The organism is Microbacterium sp. 22242 (assembly GCF_052045495.1).
Lineage (GTDB): Bacteria > Actinomycetota > Actinomycetes > Actinomycetales > Microbacteriaceae > Microbacterium.
On the sequence record NZ_JBQEOZ010000014.1, the window covers coordinates 1 to 26,280 of the forward strand.

General features: G+C 71.9%; 19 protein-coding genes and 1 tRNA gene. 10 read left to right on the forward strand and 10 right to left on the reverse strand.

Translation table 11 applies throughout. The features are described from left to right. Positions 1-65 precede the first annotated feature (65 nt). Positions 66-995, forward strand: a complete 930-nt coding sequence (locus tag ACTJJZ_RS14195; protein WP_440721838.1) for an NAD(P)/FAD-dependent oxidoreductase — start codon at positions 66-68, stop codon at positions 993-995. A gap of 110 nt (positions 996-1,105) precedes the next feature. Here ACTJJZ_RS14195 and ACTJJZ_RS14200 read toward each other — a convergent pair whose 3' ends face one another. Next, positions 1,106-1,669 (reverse strand): hypothetical protein, encoded by a 564-nt coding sequence (locus tag ACTJJZ_RS14200; protein ID WP_440721839.1) that lies wholly within the window; start codon positions 1,667-1,669, stop codon positions 1,106-1,108. A gap of 275 nt (positions 1,670-1,944) precedes the next feature. On the opposite strand from ACTJJZ_RS14200, the gene ACTJJZ_RS14205 reads away from it, so the two are divergent. Next, complete coding sequence (locus ACTJJZ_RS14205; RefSeq protein ID WP_440721840.1) at positions 1,945-3,348, forward strand: MFS transporter; 1,404 nt, start codon at positions 1,945-1,947, stop codon at positions 3,346-3,348. A gap of 18 nt (positions 3,349-3,366) precedes the next feature. Here ACTJJZ_RS14205 and ACTJJZ_RS14210 read toward each other — a convergent pair whose 3' ends face one another. Then, positions 3,367-3,927 carry a MarR family winged helix-turn-helix transcriptional regulator gene (locus ACTJJZ_RS14210; protein ID WP_440721841.1) on the reverse strand — a complete coding sequence of 187 codons (561 nt, stop codon included), beginning with the start codon at positions 3,925-3,927 and terminating at the stop codon, positions 3,367-3,369. 88 nt (positions 3,928-4,015) lie between these two features. Here ACTJJZ_RS14210 and ACTJJZ_RS14215 point away from each other — a divergent pair, with 88 nt between their 5' ends. Both ACTJJZ_RS14215 and ACTJJZ_RS14220 read left to right on the forward strand, forming a co-directional pair. Further along, the gene (locus ACTJJZ_RS14215; RefSeq protein ID WP_440721842.1) at positions 4,016-4,921 is read left to right on the forward strand and encodes a MarR family winged helix-turn-helix transcriptional regulator; all 906 of its coding nucleotides are present in this window, start codon (positions 4,016-4,018) and stop codon (positions 4,919-4,921) included. A 107-nt stretch (positions 4,922-5,028) separates the two neighbouring features. Continuing rightward, the gene (locus tag ACTJJZ_RS14220) at positions 5,029-5,928 is read left to right on the forward strand and encodes an AraC family transcriptional regulator (RefSeq protein ID WP_440721843.1); all 900 of its coding nucleotides are present in this window, start codon (positions 5,029-5,031) and stop codon (positions 5,926-5,928) included. 67 nt (positions 5,929-5,995) lie between these two features. On the opposite strand, the gene ACTJJZ_RS14225 is transcribed toward ACTJJZ_RS14220, so the two are convergent. The 5 genes from ACTJJZ_RS14225 to ACTJJZ_RS14245 form a co-directional block, all read right to left on the reverse strand. Beyond that, on the reverse strand, positions 5,996-7,195 hold the full coding sequence (locus ACTJJZ_RS14225) for an MFS transporter (RefSeq protein WP_440721844.1): 1,200 nt from the start codon (positions 7,193-7,195) through the stop codon (positions 5,996-5,998). A 91-nt stretch (positions 7,196-7,286) separates the two neighbouring features. After that, positions 7,287-8,063, reverse strand: a complete 777-nt coding sequence (locus ACTJJZ_RS14230; RefSeq protein ID WP_440721845.1) for a hypothetical protein — start codon at positions 8,061-8,063, stop codon at positions 7,287-7,289. A 1-nt stretch (position 8,064) separates the two neighbouring features. After that, positions 8,065-8,670, reverse strand: coding sequence for a dCTP deaminase (gene dcd / locus ACTJJZ_RS14235; RefSeq protein ID WP_440721846.1), 606 nt, complete (start codon positions 8,668-8,670; stop codon positions 8,065-8,067). 78 nt (positions 8,671-8,748) lie between these two features. Beyond that, a complete protein-coding gene (locus ACTJJZ_RS14240; protein WP_440721847.1) occupies positions 8,749-9,570 on the reverse strand; it encodes an ABC transporter permease in 822 nt (273 codons plus the stop codon). Continuing rightward, a complete protein-coding gene (locus tag ACTJJZ_RS14245; RefSeq protein WP_440721848.1) occupies positions 9,567-10,511 on the reverse strand; it encodes an ABC transporter ATP-binding protein in 945 nt (314 codons plus the stop codon). The genes ACTJJZ_RS14240 and ACTJJZ_RS14245 overlap by 4 nt, the downstream gene beginning before the upstream one ends. 195 nt (positions 10,512-10,706) lie before the next feature. On the opposite strand from ACTJJZ_RS14245, the gene ACTJJZ_RS14250 reads away from it, so the two are divergent. The 5 genes from ACTJJZ_RS14250 to ACTJJZ_RS14270 all read left to right on the forward strand — a co-directional run bounded on the left by ACTJJZ_RS14250 (position 10,707) and on the right by ACTJJZ_RS14270 (position 20,752). After that, positions 10,707-10,780: transfer RNA gene (locus ACTJJZ_RS14250), tRNA-Gly, on the forward strand. 720 nt (positions 10,781-11,500) lie between these two features. Next, positions 11,501-17,143 carry an LPXTG cell wall anchor domain-containing protein gene (locus ACTJJZ_RS14255; protein ID WP_440721849.1) on the forward strand — a complete coding sequence of 1,881 codons (5,643 nt, stop codon included), beginning with the start codon at positions 11,501-11,503 and terminating at the stop codon, positions 17,141-17,143. Between the two features lie 178 nt (positions 17,144-17,321). After that, positions 17,322-18,629 (forward strand): copper amine oxidase, encoded by a 1,308-nt coding sequence (locus tag ACTJJZ_RS14260; RefSeq protein ID WP_440721916.1) that lies wholly within the window; start codon positions 17,322-17,324, stop codon positions 18,627-18,629. Between the two features lie 167 nt (positions 18,630-18,796). Beyond that, positions 18,797-20,230: an NCS1 family nucleobase:cation symporter-1 gene (locus ACTJJZ_RS14265; protein WP_440721850.1), complete on the forward strand. Its 1,434-nt coding sequence runs from the start codon at positions 18,797-18,799 to the stop codon at positions 20,228-20,230. 99 nt (positions 20,231-20,329) lie between these two features. Beyond that, on the forward strand, positions 20,330-20,752 hold the full coding sequence (locus ACTJJZ_RS14270) for a hypothetical protein (protein WP_440721851.1): 423 nt from the start codon (positions 20,330-20,332) through the stop codon (positions 20,750-20,752). A gap of 111 nt (positions 20,753-20,863) precedes the next feature. On the opposite strand, the gene ACTJJZ_RS14275 is transcribed toward ACTJJZ_RS14270, so the two are convergent. The 3 genes from ACTJJZ_RS14275 to ACTJJZ_RS14285 form a co-directional block, all read right to left on the reverse strand. After that, the gene (locus tag ACTJJZ_RS14275; protein WP_440721852.1) at positions 20,864-22,582 is read right to left on the reverse strand and encodes a phospholipase C; all 1,719 of its coding nucleotides are present in this window, start codon (positions 22,580-22,582) and stop codon (positions 20,864-20,866) included. 165 nt (positions 22,583-22,747) lie between these two features. Then, positions 22,748-24,031, reverse strand: a complete 1,284-nt coding sequence (locus ACTJJZ_RS14280; RefSeq protein ID WP_440721853.1) for a cation:proton antiporter domain-containing protein — start codon at positions 24,029-24,031, stop codon at positions 22,748-22,750. A gap of 38 nt (positions 24,032-24,069) precedes the next feature. Beyond that, entirely contained in the window at positions 24,070-25,140 is a 1,071-nt protein-coding gene (locus ACTJJZ_RS14285) for a LysR family transcriptional regulator (protein ID WP_440721854.1), read from the reverse strand. Positions 25,141-25,219: 79 nt separating this feature from the next. On the opposite strand from ACTJJZ_RS14285, the gene ACTJJZ_RS14290 reads away from it, so the two are divergent. After that, positions 25,220-26,260, forward strand: a complete 1,041-nt coding sequence (locus ACTJJZ_RS14290) for a YeiH family protein (RefSeq protein ID WP_440721855.1) — start codon at positions 25,220-25,222, stop codon at positions 26,258-26,260. Positions 26,261-26,280: the final 20 nt, after the last annotated feature.

A 26,280-nucleotide genomic window follows, 5' to 3' on the forward strand; every position in this document is an offset into this window, starting at 1 on the left:
CAAGGTCGGCGTCTACTCGTTCGACCACCCCCTCATCGCCGCCCTCCCGCCGCAGGGGGACGGGCATGACTGATGACGCCCCTCCCCATGTTCCGAGCGGCCGCGGCGAGACGAAGGACACCGAGGATACCTACGACGTGCTCATCGTCGGCGGGGGCCCGGCCGGGCTCTCCGCCGCGCTGAATCTCGCCCGCTCGCTCGCCCGTGTGCTCGTCGTCGACGCGGACCGGCCGCGCAACGCCGCGACCCTGATCTCGCACGGCTTCCTCACCCGCGACGGGATCCCCCCGCACGAGCTGCGCCGGATCGCACGCGCCGAGCTCGCCGCGTACCCGAACGTCACGATCCGCACGCGGGAACGGGTGTTCTCGATCGAGTCCGACGGATCCGGCTTCGCCGCCGGGCTCGGCCGCCGCGCGCCCGAGACGCGCGTCTCCGCACAGCGGGTCCTGCTGGCGACGGGCCTGCGCGAGACGCTCCCGGACGTGCCGAACCTGCGCGGCTTCTACGGCGTGAGCCTGTTCAGCTGCGCGGCCTGCGACGCCTGGGAGCTGCAGGACCGTCCGCTCGCGCTCATCGGCGAGACGCCGGACCTGGCCGCACGCGCCCGGCTCATCGCCCGCTGGACACGCGAGCTCACGGTCTTCACGCACGGCGCCGACACGATCGACGCGGCGGAGGAGGCCGAGCTCGCCTCGGCCGGGATCGCGGTCGAGCGCAGTACGATCGCCGAGCTGCACGGCGAACGCGGAGCCCTCACCGGCATCCGCCTCGCCGACGGATCCCTGCACGTCGTCGAGGGCGGCTTCGTGCGCCCGGTGTGGGAGACCGATCTCTCCTACCTCGGCGGCCTCGCCCCCGATCTCGACGCGCACGGGCACCTCGCCGCAGACCGCGCCGGCCGCACCAGCGTCCCCGGGCTCTACGCCGCCGGAGACGTCGCCTCCCCCGGCCCGCAGCAACTCATCGTCGCCGCGGGCGCCGNGCCGCCGTGATGATCCACGACTCGATCGGCGTCGCGACGGCCCACTGAGCCGGACGCGGGTTCCTCTCCGTCCTGCCGCACGGCCGTCGTCCTGCAGAGTGCAGGGGTGACGGATACCGCTCAGAACCGCCCCGCGACCACGTGCACCGCGTCCAGCAGACCGGCCAGCGGCGCGGGCAGTCTCTCCGGCGGCAGCGCGGCGATCACGTCGGCGGCGAAATGCGCCTTGCGCCCGCTCGCGGTGCCGGCGAAGCGGTGCAGCTGCGCCTCGACCGAGCGCAGCCGCTGGGCGGGCTGCCCCTGGAAGGTGCGGAACAGCGCCAGCTCCCCGCGGGCGCGCAGGGTCTCGAGCACCAGGTCGGCGCCGGCGGCGCGGATCACCTCGTCCTCGAGGTCCTGATCGCAGCCGAAGAACCCGCTCCGCGTGACCGCGGCGGGATCCGTCTCCCCGTCCGGGAGCAGACCGCCCGCGGTGAGCGCGCCGAGCACATAACGCAACTCGGCGGCGTCGTACAGTCCGAGCACGGGCACCGCCTGATCCCGCCGGACCAGCCAGGAGCGCAGGTTCGTGATCCCGCCGAGCGAGACGACGCCCGCATGCAGCTCGTCCCCGCGGACGCGCGCGGCGGCGAGGAGGGCGAGCCGGTCGCTCTCCCCCTCGACGAGCACGACGGGCCGATCCATCCTCCGACGGTACCGGCCCGGCGCTGCACCGGGCGCGCCGCGCCCACACCGGCCAGGCGGCAGGCACGCAGGCCGCCGCACCCGGGCGGCGGAGTCGTCGAACGTGCCGAACTCAGTCGAATCGGGCCGAGGCGACGCCGTTCCACGCCGGGCACGCGGAATCGACTGAGTTCGGCACACGGGACGGCGGCCTCCGCCCCGCGGACCGGTCGCCCACGACCCCGGATCCGGCGCGCCGCTACCTCTCGTTCACCGCCACGCACGAGACTTCCTGCATGAGCAACGGCGATCATCCCGAGCCCCCGGCGACAGCGAACAGCGGCGCCGTCGCGATCGTGGGCCTGGAGCTGCGCGGCGACGAGCCCGCGCCGAAGAAGCAGATCTACTCCTGGGCGCTGTGGGACTGGGCGACGCAGCCGTTCCACTCGGTGATCCTGACGTTCATCTTCACCGCGCTGTACCTCACGACCGACGCCTTCCTCCCGGCCGACATCGCGAAGCTGGGCCCGAAGGATCCGGCGTACGTCGCCGCGATCGCCGAGCTCACCAGCGGCCTGGGCCTCGGGGCGACCATCGCCGGCATCGGGATCCTGCTGCTCGCTCCCGTGCTCGGCCAGCGCGCCGACGCCGCGGGCAAGCAGAAGCTGTGGCTCGGCATCGGCACGGGCGCGCTGATCCTGTGCATGCTCGGGCTGTGGTTCGTGACGCCGACTCCGACCCTGTTCTGGCTGGGCGTCGCGCTGGTCTCCGCCGGCACCGTTTTCAGCGAGATCGCCTCGGTCAACTCCAACGCGATGCTCATCTCGCTCGCCAATCCGAAGACGGTGGGGCGGATCTCCGGCCTCGGCTGGGGTTTCGGCTATCTCGGCGGCATCGTCGCGCTCGTGTTGGTGATCGTGTTCAACAAGGCGAACTGGTTCGGGCTCTCCGCCGAGGGCGGGCTGCCGTTCCGTCTCATCGCGGTGGGCTGCGCGGTGTGGGCGATCGTGTTCTCGATCCCGATCTTCCTGAACGTGCCGGAGCCGTCGCTCGGCCGGCCGGACCGCAAGGTCGGGTTCTTCACTTCGTACGTGCTGCTCGTGAAGGACGTCATCGGTCTGTACCGCGACGAGCGCACCCGCACCACGTTCTGGTTCCTCGTCGCGAGCGCGGTGTTCCGCGACGGGCTCGCGGGCGTGTTCGCGTTCGGTGCGGTGATCGGCAAGACGGTGTTCGGCTTCGAGTTCGGCGACATCGTGATCTTCGGTGTCGCGGCCAACGTGATCGCCGGCGTCTCGACGATCCTCGCCGGACGGCTCGACGACCGCTGGGGTCCGAAGCGGCTGATCCTCATCTCGCTCACCTGCATGACCGTCGCCGGGATCGCGGTGTTCGCGTTCGCCGACGGCGGCAAGACCGTGTTCTGGGTGGGCGGGCTGATCCTCTGCGCCTTCGTCGGCCCCGCGCAGTCGGCCGCCCGGTCGTTCCTCGCCCGTGTCACGCCGGCCGGACGCGAGGGCGAGGTCTTCGGGCTCTACGCCACGACGGGGCGGGCGGCGAGCTGGATCGCCCCGGGGGCGTGGACGCTGCTCATCGCCCTCACGGGTGCGACGAAGTTCGGGATCATCGGGATCGTGGTGGTGCTGCTCGCGGGACTGCTGCTGCTCCTGCCGGTGAAGGAGCGCTCGGCCGCGGTCTGACCCGGAGCGGTTCGCCGCTCAGCGCCAGTTGTCGGCGACCTTGGCGAGCAGCCTCGCGAACTCGGCCTGCTCCTCGGGCGTCAGCGCGGCGAGCGCCGTGCGCATGGCCTCGCGTCGCTCCCCGCGGAAGCCGCGGATCATGCGCCTGCCCTCGTCGGTGAGCACGATGCGGGTGCGCCGGGCGTCGTCGGGATCCGCTTCGCGCAGCAGCCAGCCGCGCTCGACGCCCTGCTGCACCAGCCGCGACGCGCGCGGCTGGTCCACCCCGATCGCCTCCCCGAGAGCGCTCACGCTGAGCGCGCCTCCCGCCAGCGCCTCGAGCATCCGCAGCCGTGCCGGTGCCTCGCCGCGCCCGCGCGGGCCGTCGCCCCAGGGCGCGCCTTGCGGCCGGCGGCCGCGGGGATGCCCGTGCCCGTCCCCGTGCAGGCCGCTGCCACCCCCGTGCCACGGCTGGTCGTCATGAGCGTGGTCGTGCGGATGCTCGCGCCCGGGGTGGGCGTGCGGGCCGCGCGAGCGCAGACGGGCGAGGGCCGCGACGATCGCATCGACGGGATCCGGAGTCTCGGGCTCGTGGGGCACCTCTCGATTTTACATGCGTCTTGACATGGATCCAGATTGCATGTCACACTGCATGTACATGCACAATGACAAACAAAGGACCTCACCCATGACCACCTCAGAGAACACACCGGAGAAGGCCTCCGCGGAGAACACCTCCGTCGAGGACGCCGCCACCTCCGGGGGCCGCCCGTTCGGCTTCTGGATCACCGCGATCGACCGGCTCATGGCCGCCGAATTCGCCACCGCCTTCGAGGACGAGGGGATCACCCGTCGCGACTGGCGGATCCTCAACCTCATCGACGGCACGACCCCCTCGGACCGCCCGCTGCCGCACGCGAAGCTGGGCCGGCTCGTCGAGCTGGGCTGGATCGAGCGCGACGGCGAGGGCTGGACGCTCACCGCCGAGGGCGCCGCCGCGAAGGCCCGTCTGTCGGCCGCCGTCGACGAGATCCGCGCGCAGATCACTGCGATCCTCGGCGATGCGCAGTTCACCGCCCTGACCGCGTCGCTCGAAGAGCTCGCACGCGGCCTCGGCTGGACCGAGGGCGCGCGCCTCCCCCGCCGCCACCGTGACGACCGCCGTCCGGAGCGCGGCGACCACCGCCGGTTCGGGCACGACGTGCACCACGGCCGGTTCGGGCACGACGTGCACCACGGCTCCGGACATGACGGCTCCGGACATGACGGCTTCGGCCCGGCGCACCACGACCACGGCCCGCACGTGCACCACGACGCGCACCGCGGTCACCGCGGTTTCGGCCACCACGGCTCCGGACACGACGGCGGCCACGACGGCTTCGGCCCGGCGCACCACGACCACGATGCGCACCACCCGGGCTTCGCGCACGAAGGCCTGCGGCACGAGGGCCGGCATCGCCGCCGGGAGCACGGCGAAAGCCCCGACGGCCTGCGCCCGGAGCACCGCGGCGGACGCCACCACGGCGGCCGGGGACACCGCGGCCACGCGCCGCACTTCCACATCCACCTGCACGACGGCCGGTTCCGCGACTGATCGTGCCGGCCTCCGATCGGGCCCCTGGACCGCGTTGCGGCAGGGACCCGATCCGCGTCCGGACGTCTCCGCGGAATAGACCTCGGGGCGCGCCGGTTCCGAAGATCATGACGCTCCTCGCAGACCCCGGGCCGACGACGGCCGACGCCGTCCGGTCCGGCGCGAGCCGCGATGCACGCGGCGCCGTCGACGCGCTGCTCGAGGCGGTGGACGTGCGACTGCGCCGGCAGGTGCGGATCACGCCCGAGCGCGACGAGATCATCGCGCTCGACCGCGACGCCCTCTCGCTCGTCTACGTCATCGAGGGCACCGTGCACACGCGCTGCGGAGACGATCCGGTGTCGCTCGCGCAGGGCGACGCGATCCTCACCCCGGGGCGCCGCACGATGTCGCTGCGGACGGATCCCGGAACGCGGATCCTGGTCTCCACGCTCACCCTCGCGGCGAGCGCCCAGCACGTGGCCGACGCCCTTCCGGACGTGGCCATGGTGCGCGACTTCGCCCACCACGAGCCGGCCGCGGCGATGCTGGCCGCGCAGATCGGCATCGACCTCACTGAGGCGACTCGGCCCGACCCGGATCTCACATGCGAGCGCGACGGCGACACGGTGGTCTGCCGGATGATGGCGAACACCGTGCTGGTGTCGATGATCCGCGCCTGGGCCGCGCACGGCTGCGCGCNCACCACCGACCCTTTCCTGGACCGGGTGATCGCGGCGATCCACGCCGCCCCCGGCGAAGACTGGAGCGTCGAGGGCCTCGCCAGCGTCGGCGCGATGTCCCGCACGGTCTTCGCCGAGCGCTTCCGCGCCGCGTTCGGCACCTCCCCCGCGAGCTACGTGACCGAGGTCAGGATCCGCGCGGCGCAGGATCGGCTCGCGCTCGGCTGCCTGGTCAGTGAGATCTCGCGCGATCTCGGCTACTCCTCCGACGAGGGGTTCAGCCGCGCGTTCCGCCGCCGCACCGGCCAGACGCCCACCGCCTGGCGCCTCTCCCGCACCGCCTGAACGTCCTCGTCGGTCTCGAGCACCCGCGACGGGTCGTCCAGCGACCGGCGCCCAGGGACCGGATCGGTCAGCGGATCCGGCTCGAAAGTCCGAACAGCACGGCGCCGACCACCAGCACCACGGCCCCGATCGTGTAGACCATGCCGATTCCGATCCCGTCCACGAGCGCCCCGCCGACGGCCGCGGCTGTCATGATCGCGCCCTGGAACCCGACGACGACCAGGCTGCCGCCGGCCTCGAGCCGGTCGGGCGTGCGGTGGCCGATCCAGGTGTTCACGATCAGCAGCCAGGAGGCGAAGAAGAAGCCCCAGGCGAACGCGACCGCCCCGACGAGCCAGAGCGATCCCGCCGCCGCGATCATCAGCAGCATGGTCGCGGCGATCGCGAGCGGCGCGATCACCGCGAGGGTGCGGTAGCGGCGGTCGACGATGACGCCGATCAGGATGTTGCCGAAGAACCCGCCCGCGCCGAACAGGGCGAGCAGCAGGATGATCGTGCTCTCGGTGATCGCGGTGCCGCCGTCGTGCACCCGCTCGAGGGCCACGCGGATGTACGTGTAGGCGAGGAAGTGGCCGAGGACCACGAGCACGTGTCCAGCGAGGCCCAGGCCGATCCCGGGACGGCGGATGGTCCGGATCAGGGTGGTCAGGCTGGCCGCGCCCTCGGCGGGGACGCTCGGGAGCAGGATCCGCAGGACGACGGCGAGCACGGCGCTGGCCGCGGCGGCGATCGCGAACACGCCGCGCCAGTCGACGACCTGGCTGAGCAGCACGCCCAGCGGCACTCCGGCGACCGTGGCGAGGGAGACGCCCGCGGAGGTGAACATCATCGCGCGCCCGAGCCGCTCGGGGCCGGCGATCCCGGCGGCGACCGTGACGGACATCGACCAGAAGCCGCTCAGAGCCGCCCCCAGCAGCACGCGGGCCACGAGCAGCAGCGGCAGGCTCGGCGCGACCGCGACGACCAGGTTCGAGACGGCGGCGCCGACCGCCATCCACACCAGCAGCGAACGGCGGTCCAGCCGCGGGAGCATCAGGCCGATGGTGGGCGCGACGATGAGGCCCGCGAGCGCGGTGACGGTGATCATCTGCCCGGCCTGGCCGGCGGTGACGCCGATCTCGGACGCGATGTCGGTGAGCAGGCCGCCGGGCAGGAACTCGGCGGTGACGAGCAGGAACGCCGTCGCCATCATGGCGACGAGGGCGCCGTAGCGCAGGCGCTGCGGCGCGCGTTCGATGGCGAGGGGCACGGGGGCGGTCGTGGTCATGGCTCCAGCCTTTCGCAGCGACGCGGTCGTCGCCTGACCATCCGTCCGGCGGATCCGACGGATCGTCCGGATCGCGGCGCGGCCCACCGGGTCAGAACAGCGACACGGCTCCGGCGAGCTCCGACGCCGCCGCGAACGGCCAGGCGCCGTTCGCGATGAGCACGATGATCAGCACCACGGCGCCGGCGAGCAGGGCGGCGAGGATCAGGATGATCGCGACGATGAGGCCGAGATATCCCCCGCCTCCCGCTTCCGGGGCGAGCGAGGCGGACGGCGGACCGGGACGCTCCGGGGGGAGCGCTGAAAGCGGCGGCAGTCCGGTGGCGTGCCCGGACCCGGCCGCTCCCGCAGAGGGTCCGTTCGCCTCGGCGGCGGTCGGGGTCGATGCGACCGGCTCGGGCCGCGAGCCCGGCTCGGCCGTCCGGATGCCCTCGGCCCGCTCCGCCGAGTCGGACGGCTCGGGCGAGTCGGCCGGCTCGGACGAGTCGGCCGGCTCCGGCACGTCGGCCGGCGGCTCTCCGTACAGGGACGGATCGGGCTCGGCGAGGATCGCCGCCAGATCCGGGGTCTCCTCGGCGGGCGCCGCCTCCGCGGGCGTCGCGAGCAGCTCGGCCAGGTGCGCGCTCTCCTCTGCCGGTGCGATCTCGGGATCGGCGAGGATCGCCGCGAGCCCCTCGCTCTCGACCGGTGCGGGCGCGAGCTCGGTGTCGCCGGCCGGCGGCGTGGCGAGCGGCACGGATGCGGACTCCGCCGGCGCCGCGGTCGGCTCGGCGTCCGCTCCGGGCTCTTCGGCGACCGGCGCCGTGACCGGTGACTGCTCCGGAGCGGACTGCTCGTCCCGGTTCGGATCCGTCTCGTCCGCGCTCATGTCAGCCTCCGGTTGATCCCACATCGGTCACGCCGACGTCCGTGCGATGGAAGTTCTGGAAGGAGCGCGAGGCGGTCGGGCCGCGCTGCCCCTGGTAGCGATTGCCGTAGGGGCCGGATCCGTACGGGTTCTCGGCCGGCGACGACAGCTGGAAGAAGCAGAGCTGGCCGATCTTCATGCCCGGCCAGAGCTTGATCGGCAGCGTCGCCACGTTCGCGAGCTCGAGCGTCACATGCCCGGTGAATCCGGGGTCGATGAAGCCGGCGGTGGAATGCGTGATCAGTCCGAGGCGTCCGAGCGACGACTTCCCCTCGAGTCGCGCGGCGACGTCGTCGCTGAGCGACACCTGCTCGAACGTCGCGCCCAGCGCGAACTCCCCCGGGTGCAGGATGAACGGCTCGTCCGGTGCGACCTCGATCATGCGCGTCAGCTCCGGCTGGTCGACGGACGGATCGATGAAGGGGTACTTGTGGTTGTCGAACAGCCGGAAGTACCTGTCCAGCCGCACGTCGATGCTCGACGGCTGGATCATCGACGTCTCGAGCGGATCCAGTCCGATCCGCCCCGTCTCGAGCCCGGCCCTGATATCCCGATCACTGAGCAGCACGGGTTCAGCCTAGTTGCCCGGCCGCTGCCGGCGCGGCCCCGTCCGGCCGTTGCGGGCCCGGACCGCACGCGCGGGGGATCAGGCGTCCCGCGAGCGCAGCACCATCCAGGACCCGAGCAGCCCGGCAGCCACCCACGCCGCGAGCGTGAGGAACGCGACGCCGACGGAGAGCGGCTCGGTGTCGCTGGGCAGGATCGCGTTCTGCGCGGCGGACAGCGGCAGGTAGTTCGCCGCGTCGAGCACCCACTTCCACGACTCGCCCGCGAAAGCGAAGAACGTCGACATGATCGGCAGCACGAACAGCAGACCGACCGTCGCGGCGATCGCGCCGGCGCCCGAGCGCAGCAGGAAGCCGAACGAGACGCCGATCAGCGCGCACACCGACATCGTCACAGCGGCCGACAGCAGCGGCAGGATCACCTTGTCCGGCGAACCCCATTCCAGGGCCTGGCCGTGCGCGCCGAGGATCCCGGAGACGAGCACGGCGGAGATCACGAACATGATCAGCGACGTCAGGAAGAGGAACACCGCGAGCACCACGGCCTTGGCGACCAGTACCCGCCCGCGCCGCGGATCCGCAGTGAGCGTGGAGCGGATCATGCCCGTGGAGTACTCCCCGGTGACCGCGATTGCGCCGAGGATCCCGGCCAGCAGCGCCGTGAACTGGATCGGCGAGACGACGGCCATGATGCCGTTGAGGCCGCGCGGCGCCCCGCCCGACGTGGTGAGGGCGAACGCGATGAGCACGCCGATGCCGATCGTCAGCGCCGCGGTGATCGCGATCGACCACCACGTGGAGCGCAGCGTGGTGAGCTTGATCCACTCGCTGCGGAGCGTCCGCGGCAGAGTGAGACGGTAGCCGCCCGCGCGGACGGGGGCGGTGGGGGCGACGGCGCTCATGCGACCACCTCCGGGATCGGGGCGCCGGCTTCCGGCAGGGCATGGCTGCGGTATTCGACGGCCTCGCCGGTGAGGGCGAGGTAGGCGTCCTCCAGCGAACCGCTGGTGGGGGTGAGCTCGTGCAGCGCGATGTCGCGCTCGGCCGCGAGGTCGCCGATCCACCACGCCTCGGGACCGGTGACCTCGATCGTGTCGTCCGACGTGCCGGTGACCACGGCGCCGGCGGCGGTGAGCAGCTCGCCCAGCTCGACGGCGCGTGGGCTGCGCACCCGCACCTGGGCGGTCGTCCACTGCTCGACGAGCTGCGACAGCGGGGCGTCGGCGAGCACCTTGCCGCGGCCGAGCACGATGATGTGGTCGGCGGTCTGCGCCATCTCGCTCATCAGGTGGCTGGACAGCAGGACCGTGCGACCCTCCGACGCCGCATGCCGCACGAAGTTGCGCACCCACAGCACGCCCTCGGGGTCGAGGCCGTTGACCGGCTCGTCGAGGATGAGGGTGTGCGGATCGCCCAGCAGCGCCGCGGCGATGCCGAGGCGCTGCCCCATGCCGAGGGAGAAGCCGCCTGCGCGCTTGCGCGACACGGATCCGATCCCGGCGATCTCGATCACCTCGTCGACGCGTTTCGAGGGCAGGCCGTGCGTGGCGGCGAGCGCGCGCAGGTGATTTCGGGCGGAGCGGCCCGTGTGCACGGCCTTGGCATCCAGCAGCACGCCGACCTCGGTGAGGGGCGCGTGCAGACGGCGGTACTCCTGCCCGTTCACGGTGACGCGGCCTGAGGTCGGCCGGTCCAGGCCCACGATCATGCGCATCGTGGTCGACTTGCCGGCGCCGTTCGGGCCGAGGAAGCCGGTGACCGTCCCCGGCTTGACGGTGAACGACACGTTGTCGACCGCGGTCTTGGGTCCGTATCTCTTGCTGAGGCCCTCTGCAGTGATCATGCTTCGACGCTATGCGGCAGCTGTGCCCGCAAGCATCCCTCTGGAGGATGACTCCGGGGATCCGCGGGGATGATTCCGGAAACCCGGAACACATGTCCCTGCTCCTCTTTCGCCACCCTGGACGCCGCCGAGATCGGACTCGGGACTGCGACGCCACGCGCGTTTGTTATGCTGGCCAGGCGCCGCAAGGCGTGCGGGGCTGTAGTTCAATGGCAGAACTTCTGCTTCCCAAGCAGACAGCGCGGGTTCGATTCCCGTCAGCCCCTCCACATAACCGATGCGCGGACGGCCGGTCCGTCGCCGCAGCCAGGATCAGGCATCCCCCGCAGGCGCCGGCAAGGGCTTGCCGGGCGCCCGTCGAGAAGAGAGCACCTTCGCAGAGGACCCCTTCCGCGGAGAACCGAGGCTCTCCGCGGAAGGGGCTGCCGAACCGCTATTGGCCAACGGATCGGCGGGACTCCGGAGGGGGTAGCCTCAAGAGTCCCCAGCAACTTACACCGCAGGGCCGTCGATCTCACTGAATCGATCGGAAAGTCGCGAGTTCCATCGGCTCCCGGGCCGGGCTCGACCGCCTCCGAGCGTCACCCGTGTCGTTCATCGGCGCCTATCCCGTGCGGCCGGCGTCGGACCTTCGCACCCGACCCGCCGCCACCCTCCGGGACATATGCCGTCTCCGGAATGTGGTTCTCGGCGGCTTCGGGAGCGGCGCCCAGGCGTGCATCGGCAGCCGCGCGACCCGGGCCCGCCTCCGCGGCCGTCACGACAGACACTCCAGGGATCAGCAGGCGACGTTACTCGATCGTTATACATCCGGATTCAGATCGCAATGACCGTGGATTCCGCACAGTTCCGCGGCTTATGAACCTGAAAGACACCTATGAGCCGGCTGTACATCCGGTCGATATACCGGTAGGAAATGTGCCAAGGGGGGAATGATGCATTGGCCGCGTCGTCGGTACCCCCCGGTTTTCCAACGGAGGGGGTAGCTCATGTTCTTCACGACCCATGACGACACCGGACGGAGGCGTCCGCCAGGAGGACGGCGTCGCCGGTCCGGGCCGATCCTGGCCGGTACGGCCTTCGGCCTCGTCGGAGTCCTGTTCGCCGCGAGCGCCGCTAGCGCCGCGGGTCTGGACACGTATCCGACGGATCCGGCCGAGGCGGAGGCCAGCATCCTCGACATGAGTCTGGGCGGCGCCGATCTCTTCGGGCTCGCTCAATCGCATGCCGGGTCGATTCAGAACCCCGGTCCGAACACGGAGGCCTTCAGCGGCGCCCTCGGCGGCACCGAGATCGTCGACTTCGGTGCGGGGTATCAGATCCCGCTCGATCAGTTCATCTCGTTCGGCCAGCTCGGCGTGCTGCAGAGCCAGTCGACGGCGACCGACGCCAAGAACGCCGAGGGCATCTCCGGCATCGCCGGCGCCGACGGCGGTCTCACCCTGGACGGCACAGACGCCGACTTCGGCGAGGCGCAGATCAACCTGCTCTCGATCCCCGGAGCATCGGCCGCCGCACCCGCGATCGACAAGGCCCAGCTGAGCTTCGGGCTCGGCGGCGCCTGGGTCAAGGCCGTCGACGGCGTGCTGCAGGATCCCGACGGCGGCGTCACCGGCTACGGCCAGTACCGCGCGGGCTCCGCGAAGCTGGTGCTGCACTCCCCCGTCATCGAGCAGGCCGCCGCGGGACTCAGCGACGCTGCAGGGACGCTGGAGAGCTCGGCCACAGACACCATCAACTCGATGCTCAACCTCACCAGCCTCGCATCCCTCGTCCCGGGGACCACGCTGAAGGCCACGGTGACGAGCTCCATCAAGCAGGACGTGCTGGACGCGGTCATGCTCGCGCCGATCACGACCAAGGACGGCTACGCCTCGATCGACCTGGGCGCGGGTACCGTCACGATCGATCTCGCCCGTCTCGGCAGCAACGATCCCAGCCCGAACCACCCCGACGGCGTCATCCCGAACCGCCCGGTGGGCATCAACAACCAGGCGCCGAACACCGAGCTGATCGACAGCGACACCTATCCGTTCATCGCCGGCGACATCCACGAGGCCATCGAGACGGTCATCCAGGTCGCCTCCGACGCCGCCTTGCAGTCGATGCAGAGCGTCGCCGTGCACGTCGACGCCACGGTGCCGATCATCGGATCCGGGAAGTTCGGCGTCAACCTCGCCGGACAGGTCATCGAGCCCTGCACGGGAAGCGCCTGTGCGATCCTCGCACCGGTGATCTCCGCGACCCAGCTCGCCATGTCCCCGATCAACGCGGTCCTCTCGGACGGCGGCAGCCCGATCTTCGCCGCGTTCACCACCCTGAAGACGGACACGGTCACCGCGCCCGTCCGCGCCGCGGTGGAGCCGTTCCTTCAGGCGATCGCCGGGAACCTGTTCTCGATCCAGCTGAACCATCAGAGCCTGACCACCTGCACCGCGACCGACGGCAGCACCAAGACGAGCGGCGCCGAGGTGTCCGCGCTGAGCTTCGGCGTCGGCGGCGGCACCGCGCGCCTGGGCATCGGCAACGCCGGCGCCCGCGTCGACGCGTGCGGCCTGGCGGCAGCGCCCGTCGTGACCCCGTCCTCGCCGACCCCGGCGGGCGGGTGCACCACCATCACCTCGACGGGCTGGGCTCCGAACACCGCCATCACGTTCCAGCTGACCGACGCGAACGGCGCCCCCGTGGGCTCCCCGCTGACCGTCACGTCGGACGCCACCGGCGCCATCCCGGCGGGCACCTGCCTGACGGTTCCTGCGGGCACCGCCCCCGGCGCCTACACGGTCAAGGGCACGGATCCCTCCGGCGCCACAGGATCGGGGCCGGTCACGGTCTACGACCCCTCGCTGACCGCGCAGTCCCCGGTCGCCCCGGGCGACTGCTCCGCGCTGACTTCCGGCGGCTGGATCCCCGGCACGCCGGTGACGTTCCAGCTGACCGACGCGGCGGGCACCGCCGTGGACTCCCCGGTCACGATCACGCCGGACGCCAACGGCACGATCCCGGCCGGCACCTGCCTCACGATCCCGACTGGTACCGCGCCCGGTGACTACACGGTCAAGGGCACGGATCCGAACGGCGCAGAGCGCACCGCTCCGGTCACCGTCGGCACCAGCGCCGCCGTCCCGGCGCTGAGCGCCCAGTCCCCGGTTCCGGCCGGCGGCACCACCACGGTGACCGGCACGAACTGGAAGCCGAACGCTCCGGTCTCGCTGCAGCTGACCGACCCCTCCGGAAACCCGGTGGGAAGCCCCGTGAGCGCGACGACGGATGCGACCGGCGCACTGCCTGCGGGCACCACGGTCCCGGTCCCGGCGAACGCCCCGGCCGGCGCCTACACGGTGAAGGGCACGGATCCCGCTTCGGGTGACACCGCTGCGGCGGACGTCACGGTGTACGCACCGACTCTGAGCGCCTCCTCTCCCACCGAGGCGGGCCAGTGCACGACGCTCACCTCGACCGGCTGGACACCGAACGACACGGTGACGTTCCAGCTGACCGACGCCTCGGGAGCCGCCATCGGCTCGCCCCTCACGGTGACGACGGACGCCACCGGCGCGGTCCCCGCCGGCACCTGCCTGACCGTTCCGGCGGGAACGACTCCCGGCGACGACACGGTGAAGGGCACCGACCCCCAGGGCGCTGACGTCACAAGCCCCCTGACGGTCGTCGCGGCCACGGCCCCGGTGCTGACCGCGTCCTCCCCGGTTCCGGCCGGCGGGACGACCGACGTCACCAGCGGCGGCTGGGCGCCGAACGCGCAGGTCACCCTGCAGGCGTCCGACGCGACCGGCACGCCGATCGGAACCCCGGTCACCGTGACGGCGGGTGCGGACGGGACCATCCCGGCCGGCACGACGCTGAGCATCCCGGCAGGCACCGCCGCGGGTGACTACACGATCACCGGCACCGAGCCGGGCGGCGCCGCTGCCACCGACACGATCACGGTCTACCAGCCGTCGATCCAGGCGACCAGCCCCGTCCCCGCAGGCGGCACCACGACGGTGACGAGCACCGGCTGGCTGCCGAACGCGCAGGTCGCCCTGCAGCTGAAGGATGTCTCCGGGGCCCCCGCCGGCGCTCCGGTGACGGCCATGGCCGACGGCAGCGGCGCGATCCCGACCGGAACAACGGTCGCGATCCCGGCTTCCGCGCAGGCCGGTGACGTGTTCACCGTCGCCGGCACGGACCTGAACGGCGCGACGGTCTCTGCGGACGTGACGGTGTACGCACCGGCGCTCAGCGGCGGACCGGCGGCCCCTGCGGGCTCGTGCTACGCGGTGGCAGGATCCGGCTGGGCTCCGGGCAGCACCGTGACGCTGCAGCTGACCGACCCCTCCGGCGCTCCTCTGGGCGCTCCGGTGACGGTCACCGCTGACGCCGACGGCGCCCTGCCGGCCGGCACCTGCGTCACCATCCCCGCGGGCACCGCCCCGGGCGGCGACACCGTGGTCGGCACCGACGACAACGGCGCGAAGGCGGAGCTCCCGGTGTCGGTCTACGCACCCGCCATCACGGCGTCCTCCCCGGTTCCGGCCGGCGGCACGACGGACGTGACCGGTGCCGGCTGGTTGCCGAGCTCGCCGGTGGTCCTTCAGCTGAAGGACTCGACGGGTGCGGCCGTAGGCGCTCCGGTCACGGTGACGACGGACCTGCTCGGCGCGTTCCCCGCGGGGACCGTGCTGACCACGCCCGCCGGCGCCGCCGACGGCACCGCCTTCACGGCATCCGCGACGGACGCGAACGGTGCCGACGTCTCGGCTCCGGTGCTCGTCTACGCTCCGACGATCGCCACGACCTCTCCGGTCCCGGCCGGCGGGACGACCACGGTCACCGGCGGCGGCTGGAAGCCGAACGACGCGGTCACGCTGCAGCTCAAGGATCCCTCCGGCGCCCCCGTGGGCGCTCCGGTCACCGTGACCTCGCTCGCCGACGGCAGCCTGCCGGCCGGCACGACGGTCGCGATCCCCGCGGACGCCGCTCCGGGCGACTTCACCGTCGCCGGGACGGACGCCGGCGGCGCGAGCGCCCAGGCACCGGTCGCGGTTGTCACGGCGACCGGTCCGATCCTGAACCTGACGGGTCCGATCCCGGCGGGCATGGCGACGACCGTCACGGGCGGCGGCTGGAAGGCGGGTGCGGCCGTGGCGCTGCAGCTGACCGACCCTGCCGGTGCACCGGTCGGCGCGCCGGTCACGGCGACCGCCGCGGCCGACGGCACCCTGCCCTCCGGCACGACGGTGCCGGTCCCGGCGGACGCCACGGCGGGCCGCTACACGGTGGCCGGAACGGACGCCGCCTCCGGCGACACGGCGCAGAACACGGTCGACGTGTACAGCCCCGTGCTGACGGCGACGACCCCGATCCCGGCCGGAGGCGAGACCGCGGTGACGAGCAGCGGCTGGCTGCCGAGCACCTCGGTGCGGCTCCAGCTCGCCGACCCGGCCGGCGCCCCCGTGGGCACGGCCGTGACCGTCACGACGGGAGCGGACGGAGCGGTTCCCGCGGGCACCGTGCTCGCTGTCCCGGCCGTCTCGGCTCCCGGCGCCTACACCGTCACCGGGACGGACGCGAACGGCGCGAAGGCATCGGCTCCGGTCGAGGTCACCGCGGCGATCGCGGCGGGGATCGACGCGACCGGACCCGTCCCGGCTGGCGGTCAGACGACCGTCACCGGTGCCGGCTGGACCCCCGGCGACTCCGTCGGGCTCCAGCTCGTCGACCCGGCCGGCCAGCACGTCGGCGCTCCGGTCACGGTGACCGCCGCGGCCGACGGCACCCTGCCGGCGGGGACGACGCTCCCGATCCCGGACGATGCCGCAGCCGGCATGTTCTCGGTGACGGCGACCGACCCGGCCACGGGCGACACCGACACCGCGACGTTCGCCGTGTATCACCCCACTCTGGCGGCGACCGGCCCGGTGCACCCGGGCGGATCGACGACGGTGTCGGGTGACGGCTGGCAGCCGCTCACCGCGGTGACGCTGCAGCTGACCGATTCCGCAGGCAACCCGGCAGGCGCCGCCGTCACCGTGACGACCGACGCCCTCGGCGCGATCCCCGCGGGCACCACGGTCGCGGTTCCGGCGGACGCGGTCCCCGGCGACTTCACCGTCGTCGGCGCCGACGCCGCAGGAGCAGAGGTCGCCGCCCCCCTCGCGGTGTCGGCCGGTGCGACGAGCTGCACGGCGGACCCGGCGGTGACGATCCAGCCGTCCTCGGTGCACGCCGGCGACACGATCACGGTGACGGGCACCGGCTTCGCGGCCGGCAGCACCGCCACGGTGACGATCGCCGACGCCTCCGGCGCCGCGCTGGGTCAGCCGCTCCACGTGGCCGTCGGATCCGACTGCGGATTCACCGTCACGATGACGGTCGACAAGGCCGCGGCGCCCGGCACCCACACGGTGACGGCCACCGACGGCGACGGCAACACCGGCCGGGGCACCTTCCAGGTCGCCGCGACCGGCGCCGGGACCGGCACGGGCAACGGCTCGGGATCGGGCACCGGTTCGCTGCCGCAGACCGGTGGCGAGGTCGGGCCGTTCCTGTCCATCGCGATCCTGCTCCTGCTCGCCGGCGCCGTGCTGACTGTCATCCGCAGGCGCACGGCCGGTGCGGACAAGCGCTGATCCGGCATGAGTGAGGAAGGCGGCGGTCCTGCCGGGGCCGCCGCCTTTCTCGTGCCTGCCGACCGATATGCTGGCCGCCACGACGATCTCCCGGGGGGTGGAGACCATGAAGCGCCCTGATGCGCGGAGAAGCTCTGACGCACGGAGACGCTCCGGCACGTGGAGAGGACGAGGCCTGATCGGGGTCCTCGTCGCGGGCCTCCTTCTCCTTTCGGCCTGCACCGGGGCCCCGTCCGCGGACGGCACCGCCGCATCCGCGGCCGCGCACACGTGCGCGAAGGGGGAGAAGCCGATCTCGCAGAAGCTCTCCAGCGGCGCGACCTGGCAGATGTGCTGGAGCGTGGATCCGAAGAGAGGGCTCGTGCTCTCCGACATCCGGCTCACGCCGCCCGGTGCCGCAGCACTGAGCGTCATCTCCTCGCTGTCGCTCTCGCAGCTCGAGGTGCCCTATGACACCGGCGACAGCACCACGCACGACATCACCGAGGCCGGCTTCGGCGGCACCAAGATGCAGACGCTCGACAAGACCTCGTGCAGGGGGAGCCGGCTCTCCGCCGCGATCCCGGACATCGACGACGGCACGTACGGGAAGACCCGCGTCCGTGAGGTGCTGTGCACCGAGCAGGTCGATGCAGGCCTCGCCTTCCACTCGAGCGCCTGGGCCGATCAGCCGCTCGCTGAGGCCCGCCGCACCGACTGGCGCCTCTCCACGATCTCGCGTGTGGGCTGGTACGAGTACATCTCGCAGTACACGTTCGGCGCCGACGGATCCATCGGGATCCAGCTCGGCGCCACCGGGGACCTCTCCCCCAACGACTTCACCGATGCGGATCACGGCGCCGACGTCGGCCGGCACGAGTTCGCGGCGAGCCACTCGCACAACGCCGTCTGGCGGGTGCACTGGGCCCTGGGCGGCACGGGCGGGCTGACGGTGCAGCAGTACGACGCGCAGCCCACCGGCGCGGACGGCCCGAAGGCCCCGGTCATGACCGGCGGGCTCACCCCCATCCCCCATCCCGTGACGGCGCAGTGGCAGGACCGGCGCTGGTGGCAGATCAGCAACCCGGACGTGAAGAACGGGGACGGCCACCCGGTGTCCTACGAGATCGACCTCAGCCGGACCGACACGTTCGTCTTCTCCGACGATCATCGCCACGGTGCCGCGGAAGGCTACGACGTGGCGTTCACCAACGACGACGCCTGCCAGGTCTACGCGACCAAGAACCCCGTGACGTGCGGGAGCGGAGTCCTCGACTTCGTGAAGCAGGGGGCGGAACAGCCGCTCTCCGACGTCGTCTCCTGGATCGCGGTCGGGTTCCATCACGTCCCGCGCGACGAGGACCAGTCGCCGATGGAGGTGCACTGGCAGGGCTTCTCGCTCGCGCCGCGCAGCCTCACCGCGACGCGGTTCGACCCTCCCCCGGGATACGACCAGCGCAACGGCGAGTACACCAGCCCCTGGAAGTCGCCCGCACCGACCGGCTGAGCCGGCCGCACGCGGCAGGCTGCGGAGCCGGGCGGCGCGTCCCGCAGCGGCCGCGCGGCGGCGATATGACGATCTGACATCGTTCCTTGACCGCGCAACGCGCCGGTGGGACCCTTGGCTCAAGATCCCGCAATGAGAGATCGAACTTTCATGATGTGGAGAAGATCATGTCAGAGACGACGCACGTCGAGTTGCCCACCGACACCAGTCCCTTCCTCCTGAACGACGATCTGGCGCCGGCGAAAGACCGCAACTGGAAGACCTACAGCCTGTTCGCGATGTGGATGAGCGACGTCCACTCGATCGGCGGCTACACGTTCGCCGCCGGGCTCTTCGCCTTCGGCCTGGTCGGCTGGCAGGTGCTCGTCGCACTCGTCATCGGCATCGCGCTCGTCAACGTCGCGATCAACTGGATGGGCTACGCGGGCCAGCGCACCGGCGTGCCGTACCCGGTGCTGGCGCGCGCCAGCTTCGGCGTGTTCGGCGCGAACATCCCCGCGCTGATCCGCGCCATCATCGCCGTGTTCTGGTACGGCATCCAGACCTGGCTCGCCTCGGTCGCGCTGATCGTGCTGCTGCTGCGCGTGTGGCCGCAGCTCACCCCGATGACCCACGGCGGGTTCCTCGGCCTGTCGCCGCTCGGCTGGATCGCGTTCCTCGTGCTCGCCGCCCTGCAGCTGGCCCTGTTCAGCGGCGGCATGAACGCCGTGCGCAAGCTGGTCGACTTCGCCGGCCCCGCGATCTGGGTCGTCATGCTCGGTCTCGCGATCTGGGTGCTGGTGAAGTCGGGCGGGAACATCGCGTTCAACTTCTCCACCAAGCAGGCCGACGCCGGCGGCGTGATCTACGGCTTCTTCGCCTCGATCTCGCTGACGGTCGCCTACTTCTCGACCCTGATGCTGAACTACTGCGACTTCTCCCGGTTCGCGCCGAACAAGCGCGCCGTGAGCCTCGCGAACTTCTGGGGCCTGTCCGTCAACTTCATCGCGTTCTCGGTCGTGTCCGTCGTCGTCACCGGCGGCAGCCTGGCGATCTTCGGGAAGTACATCTTCGACCCGGTCGAGCTCGTGTCCAAGATCGACAGCACCGTGGCGATCCTGATCGGCGCGATCACGTTCGTCATCGCGACGATCGGCATCAACGTCGTCGCGAACTTCGTCTCGCCGGCCTACGACCTGGCCAACGCGGCCCCGAAGTTCATCACGTTCCGCCGCGGCGGCGTCATCACAGCGATCCTCTCCGTGCTGATCCTGCCGTGGAACGTGTACGCCAACCCGGTCGCGGTGAACTACTTCCTCGGAGCGCTCGCGGCGTTCCTCGGGCCGCTGTACGCGATCATCATGACCGACTACTACCTGATCCAGCGCGGGCGGATCGACGTGCCGGACCTGTACCGGACGGTCCCGGGCAGCCGCTACCTGTACAGCAAGGGGGTCAACCCGGCGGCCGTGTTCGCGTTCATCCCGGCGGCGCTGGTCGCGGCCATCGTCGCGCTCCTGCCGCAGCTGAGCGGTCTCGCGCCCTTCTCGTGGTTCATCGGGGCCCTGCTCGGCATGGTGTTCTACCTGCTGCTCTCCCGCGGACGGCACGCCGTCGCCTGACGCCGCGCCCGGCACGCAGCGCCACGCCCGGCAGCCACCGGCAACGCCACGCCCGGCAGCCGCCCGATCGGACCCGATCCCGGCCCGTACGCTCGAACCATGGCACCGGATTCACGGCTCATCGCACTGCTCGGAGAATGGACCGGAACGGAGGAGCTGTTCGCGACCGCGTGGACGGCGGCGGGAACGGCCACAGGCGCCCTCTCCGTCGAACCGGGCCCGGATGGCATCCTGCTCGATTACGTGGAGCAGCACGACAAGGGCCGTCTCGTCGCCCACGGCGTCGTGGCGGGCGCCGGATTCTGGTGGTTCGACACGTACGGCTTCACCCCGACGACCCCCGGCACCGCGACCTGGGAGGGCGACACCCTGATCCTGGATCGCCGCTCCGACCGCGGCCGCACCGTGATGCGCCTGCGCGCAGACGGCGACGGCCTGGCTCTGGAGCTGGACACCGCGGTGCCCGCCGACATCGACCCCATCCCGCTCGTGCGCGCGACGTACAGGCGTCAGCCGCAGTAGCCCCCGCACGCAGCGCGGCGACCCTTCGTCCCGTCGCTGCCCTCGCTCAGGGACCTAGTGGTCTCCGAGGCGGGGGCAGCGGGACGAAGGGCCGCCGTGTGCCCGGTGAGGTCAGTGGCAGCCGCCGCCCTGTCCGGTGTGGTTGCCGTTGTTGCCGGAGCAGTACGCCGGCCGCACGATCATGCCGGTGGCGGGATCGAGCGTCAGCGTGTCCTTGCGCAGGTGCGAGAAGTCGAACATGTTGCCGAGCGAGCCCGCGACCTCGTCCATCGATCCGTCGCCGAGCCGACCGAGGCCCCAGTTCTCCTCGATGAACCGCGAGATCGAGGACTGCTGGGTGACCGTGTGGTCCACGAAGTTCTTCTTCGCGAACGGCGACACGACCAGCAGCGGCTGGCGCGGGCCGGGACCGCAGCGGTCCACGTAGCCGCCCATGATCGGCGTGCCGGACGATGCCGCGTCCAGGCACCACGCGGCATCCAGCTGCGAGTCGTTCGAGGCGTTCTTCACGGTCGCGGCGACGTGGTCGTACCAGCCGTCGGAGTCGTCGTACGCCAGCACGATCGCGGTGGAGTCCCAGTTCTTCGACTTCTGGATCGCGTTGATCTGGTTCACGATGAACGCCTGCTCGTCGATCGGGTCGGAGTACGAGGCGTGCCCGTCCTGGTAATCGGGCGCCTTCAGGAACGACACCGCCGGCATGTTGTCGGTGTTCACGACGCTGTCGAACGACGTGATGTCGTACTGGTGGTTCGCCTGGCCCGCGTGCCCGATCTCCGCGTCCGAGGCCGGGGCGAGGTGGTGCGGGTTGGCCGTCGAGGCGTAGTACTGGAACGGCTCGTGGTGCGGGTTGTAGTCGGTCGACGAGACGCCGGCGATGTTCGTGTGGGTCGTGGTGCACTGCGCGTAGTCGTTGCCCTGGATGTTCTTGGTGCCCTGCGGCGTGAAGCCGCCCTGGAACCAGCCCCACGACACGTTCTTCTCGTTCAGCAGATCGCCGATGTTGCGACCCTGCATCGCGGCGAGCGCGTAGCTCTTCGCGTGGCTGCCGTCGGAGCAGTCGTCATAGGCGGGATCCGGATCCTCCGTCATGGTGCCGACGCCCTGCGCGTCCGGGCTCTTCACGGTGTACGGGTCCGGCGTCGCGGTCTGCTGTCCCGTGAACGGATCGATGCTGATCACACCGTGGGTCTGGCCGGAGACGAGGTTGATCGCGCCGGGGCTGGACGGCCCGAACGTGTCGGAGAAGCTGTTGTCGTTGAGCGCGAAGTGCTGCGCGTAGTTCCACAGGCCGGTGACGGTGTTGCCGTCGTAGTAGTCCATGGTCATGCCGGGGGTGGAGTAGCGAGGATCGCCGGGGGCGCCGCACGTGTCGGTACTCGTGTTCTCCACGAACTTGTCCATCGCGCCGCCGTTGTACGCCTTCTGCTCGGCGAGGTACTCGTGATCCTGGTCGCAGGTCACGGCCTGGCCAGGCGTGAGCCGCTTCGGCTGCACCGAGTTGGGGTTGTTCGGCGCGAGCAGGCCGGCGTTCGCCAGCGTGGCGATGTCCGTCGGGGTGTTCTTCGCGGCCGTGAACGAGGACGCCGGGGCTCCGGTGCCCTGCACCGTCTCACCGGCCGTGTTGGCCGCATTCGGGTACGTGGCGAAGTAGTGGTCGAACGAGACGTTCTCCCCGAAGATCACGACGATGTGCTTGATCGGGGTGGACGTGTCACCCGGAGCCGGCGAAGCGGCCGCGGCGGGGAGCGCCGCCGCGGCGCCGCCGGCGCCGATGGCAAGCACGAGCGCACCGAGCGCGCCCGCGGAGGCGAGTCGGGAATGGGACATGGGGAGACCTTTCTGCTGGGGAGAGGGGCCTCTGCGCGGAGAGCGCGGAGCCGGCCGGCAGCGGTCCCACTCGCCGACCCTAGGACCAACGGATCCCCGCTCACAAGAGAAGCACAGGCTGTTCCCGGACCGTTCACCGATCCGCCAGGGACGCGATCCCGCGTCTCAGCTCGCGGCGCGACCCCGATCCATCCGCGCCAGGACGAGGGGCGCCACGACCCCGTGCAGCAGCACGCTGCCGACCACGGTCACCACCATGGCGAGCAGCACGATGTCTGCCTCGGCCTCGGGCAGCTCGTTGTAGGCGAGCAGGCCGAACACGATCGAGGCGGTTCCGCGCGGCCCGAGAGCGCCGATCAGCACCCGGTCGCGCCGGCCCACGGAGCTGCCCATGAGCGACAGGTACACCGGGCCGAGCCGCAGCACCGTGAGCGCGAGCAGGGCGAACACCGCGATCCGCCCGTCGAACGACGTCGTGAACGCGAGCAGCGCGGCACCTCCGAGCACGAACCACACGAAGTTCGCGGTCAGCACCCCGACCTCCTCGACGAGCAGCAGCTCGGCGTGCGGGATCACGCGGACCTCCATGCCGCGGGTGCGGGCGAGCCGGTACATCAGTCCCGCGACGAACGCGGCGACGAACCCGTTCGCCTCGATCGCGGGAATCGTGGCGATCCCGTACGCGATGAGCGGCAGCAGCAGCATCGCGTAGCGGGCCCCGCCCTCGCTCGCGATGCCCCGGGCCCTGGTCGCACGCAGCGCAAGACCGATTAGCCCGCCCAGCACCACGCCGATCACGATCGCCGAGACGGTGGCGGGGACCGCGTTGAGGAACGCCTCGGCGATCTTCTCGCCGTGGTGCTCGAGATCCTTGTCGGTGAGGATCACGGTCACCGAGTCGGGGGTCGTGTGCATCACGGTGGCGACGACCACCGCGATCGGCAGCGCCATGCCGAACAGCGGCGAGATCAGGCCGTCGTTGTAGCCGCTCTCGACGTTCAGGATCTGCCGGATCCGCTCCGGCAGCAGTCGCGTGCGCAGCAGCTGCGCGGCGGGGGCGAAATCGGTCGGCATCACGACGCAGGCGATCACGCCGATGACGGCGAACGACTCCGGGATGAGCAGCCCGCTCGCGAGCGCGGTGAGGATCAGGGACACCGGCAGCGCGATGAGCACGAGCCGCGCGGTGACCCTGCCCTCGCCTCCGAAGATCCCGCCGCGGACCTCCGTCGCGTCCGCGAACAGCAGGAGCGCCAGGATGACCTCGACCACCTTCTCGCTGGCCGCGGAGTCGATCACCGCCGCGTACGACGGGAGATCCCAGACCGTGGTGGCGGCGCCCAGCACGAGGAGCATCGCCGGCCCCGCCACGCCCCAGCGTTCGAACCGGTGCGACACGAGCGACCAGACCAGCACGGCGGCGAGGCCGAAGAGCACGAGTGCGGACATCCGGGCGGCCTCCTTCCGAGTTGGGCGACGAGGCGAGACTACCGCGCGGCGCCGCGCCGCCCCGCGGCCTCGGCCCTGGCCGCGATCACGGCCACCTCGATCAGCTCCCAGCCCGTCGAGGACAGGTCGCGCGGCGAACCGCGCCACAGCGCCGTGATCGGTCGCGTCACCGGATCCCCGCTCGTGCGCAGCGCGCGGAGGCGGCCGAGCCGGATATCGTCCGCGACCTCGCGCCGGGAGAGCACGGCGGCGCCCAGTCCGTTCGCCACGGCCGAGCGCACGGCGGCCGAGGTGGGCAGCACCATCGCGGGCTCGGCGGCGTCCCGGCCGAGCCGGCGGCGCACCTCGTCCTCCCAGGCACGGCGGGTGCCGCTGCCCTCCTCGCGTGCCACCAGCGGCTCATCCGCCGCCTGCGCGAACGGCACGGTGTCATCGAGACCTGTGTCATCCAGACCGGTGTCGTCGTGACCCGTTCCGCCCTGACCCGTTCCGCCCCGACCCGTGCCGTCGAGGCCCGTTCTGGCCTGACCCGTGCGGTCGGCACTCCAGCGGCGCCCCGGCGCGACCACGAGCACCAGCGCGTCGCGGCCGACCGTGGTGCGGCCGAGATCGGACGGCACCGCGGAGGACTCGATGAAGGCCAGATCCGCCTGCCCGTCGCGCACCATCGCCTCGGCGTCCTCGCTGTTGCCGGAGAGCAGCCGGACCGCGGTCGGGGTCCGGCCCGCGGCGAGCTGACGGCGGCGCAGCTCGACGAGCCAGACCGGCACCAGGTGCGCGGACACGGTCTGGCTCGCCGCCACGGTGAGCCTGGCGCGGCTCTCCCCGCGCAGTGTCTCCGTCCCGGCGCGGAAGCGTCCGGCCGCGGCCAGCACGTCGTCCGCCCAGCTCGCGACGACCTCGCCCTCGTGCGTGGGCACCGCGCCCGCGGTCGTGCGGCGGAAGAGCGTGAGGCCGAGCTGGCGCTCCATCGCGCGCAGCCGCGCCGAGGCCGACTGCTGGGTCACCCCCACCTCCCTGGCCGCGCCGGAGATGGACCCGGTGCGCACCACGGCGACGAGCAGCTCGAGCGATCCGATGTCGGGCATCGGCCCGTGCGCAGTGTCCATGAGCCTCACAGTCAGAGCCTGTACCCCCATCGACCCTAGCCGGATACCGCCCGGTCCGCACCAGGACGAGGCTGGATCCATGCAGTTCCGCCCGGCTCGCACGCTTCCGCTCCGGCTCGCCGCGCACGGCGGCGAGGTGCTGCCCGGTCTCCTGCTCACCGTCGCGATCGCCGTCGTCGCGACCGCGATCGGCGCCGCCCTGCCGGTGCTCGGATCCGCCGTGCCGGCGATCGTGATCGGCGTGGTCGTCGCGGTGATCCGCAGGCCCGGTCCGCGGCTGCGACCCGGCGCGGACTTCTCCGGCCGGTTCCTGCTGCAGCTGGCCGTGGTGCTGCTCGGCGCGCAGCTCTCCCTCGGTGCGATCCTGCGCGTCGGGGCGGAGTCGCTGCCGGTGATGCTCTCCACGCTCACGGTGTGCCTGCTCGGGGCGTGGCTGATCGGCCGCGCGCTGCGGGTCGAGCCCCGCCTGCGCACGCTGATCGGGGTCGGCACGGGCATCTGCGGCGCCTCGGCGATCGCCGCGGTCTCGCCGGTGATCGCCGCCGTCAGCGCCGAGGTGTCCTACGCGGTGTCGACGATCTTCGTCTTCAACGTCCTCGCCGTGCTGCTCTTCCCGCTGCTCGGGCACGCGCTCGGGATGGATCCGCACACATTCGGCCTGCTCGCCGGCACCGCCGTCAACGACACCAGCTCGGTGGTGGCCGCGGCGAGCGTGTTCGGCGCCTCCGCGCTCGGGTTCGCCGTCGTGGTCAAGCTCGTGCGCACGCTCATGATCATCCCGATCTCCCTGGCCCTGTCGGTGATCGAGTCGCGGCGCACGGCGGAGGGGCGGCGGATCACGCTGCGCGGCGCGCTCGGCCTGGTGCCCTGGTTCCTGCTCGGCTTCCTCGCTGTCGCGGTGCTGGGATCCCTCGGCGCGATCCCGCCCGGCCCGCGCGAAGCCCTGGCCCATGTGAGCGCGTTCCTGATCGCCACCGCGATGGCCGGCATCGGTCTGTCCACCGACGTCCGCGCGCTGCGCCGCGCCGGCTGGCGCCCCCTCGTGCTCGGAGCGATCCTGTGGGTCCTCGTCACCGCCACCGCCCTCGCGGTGATCGCGGTGACCGGCCTCGGACGCTGACCGACAGCCCACCCCGGGGC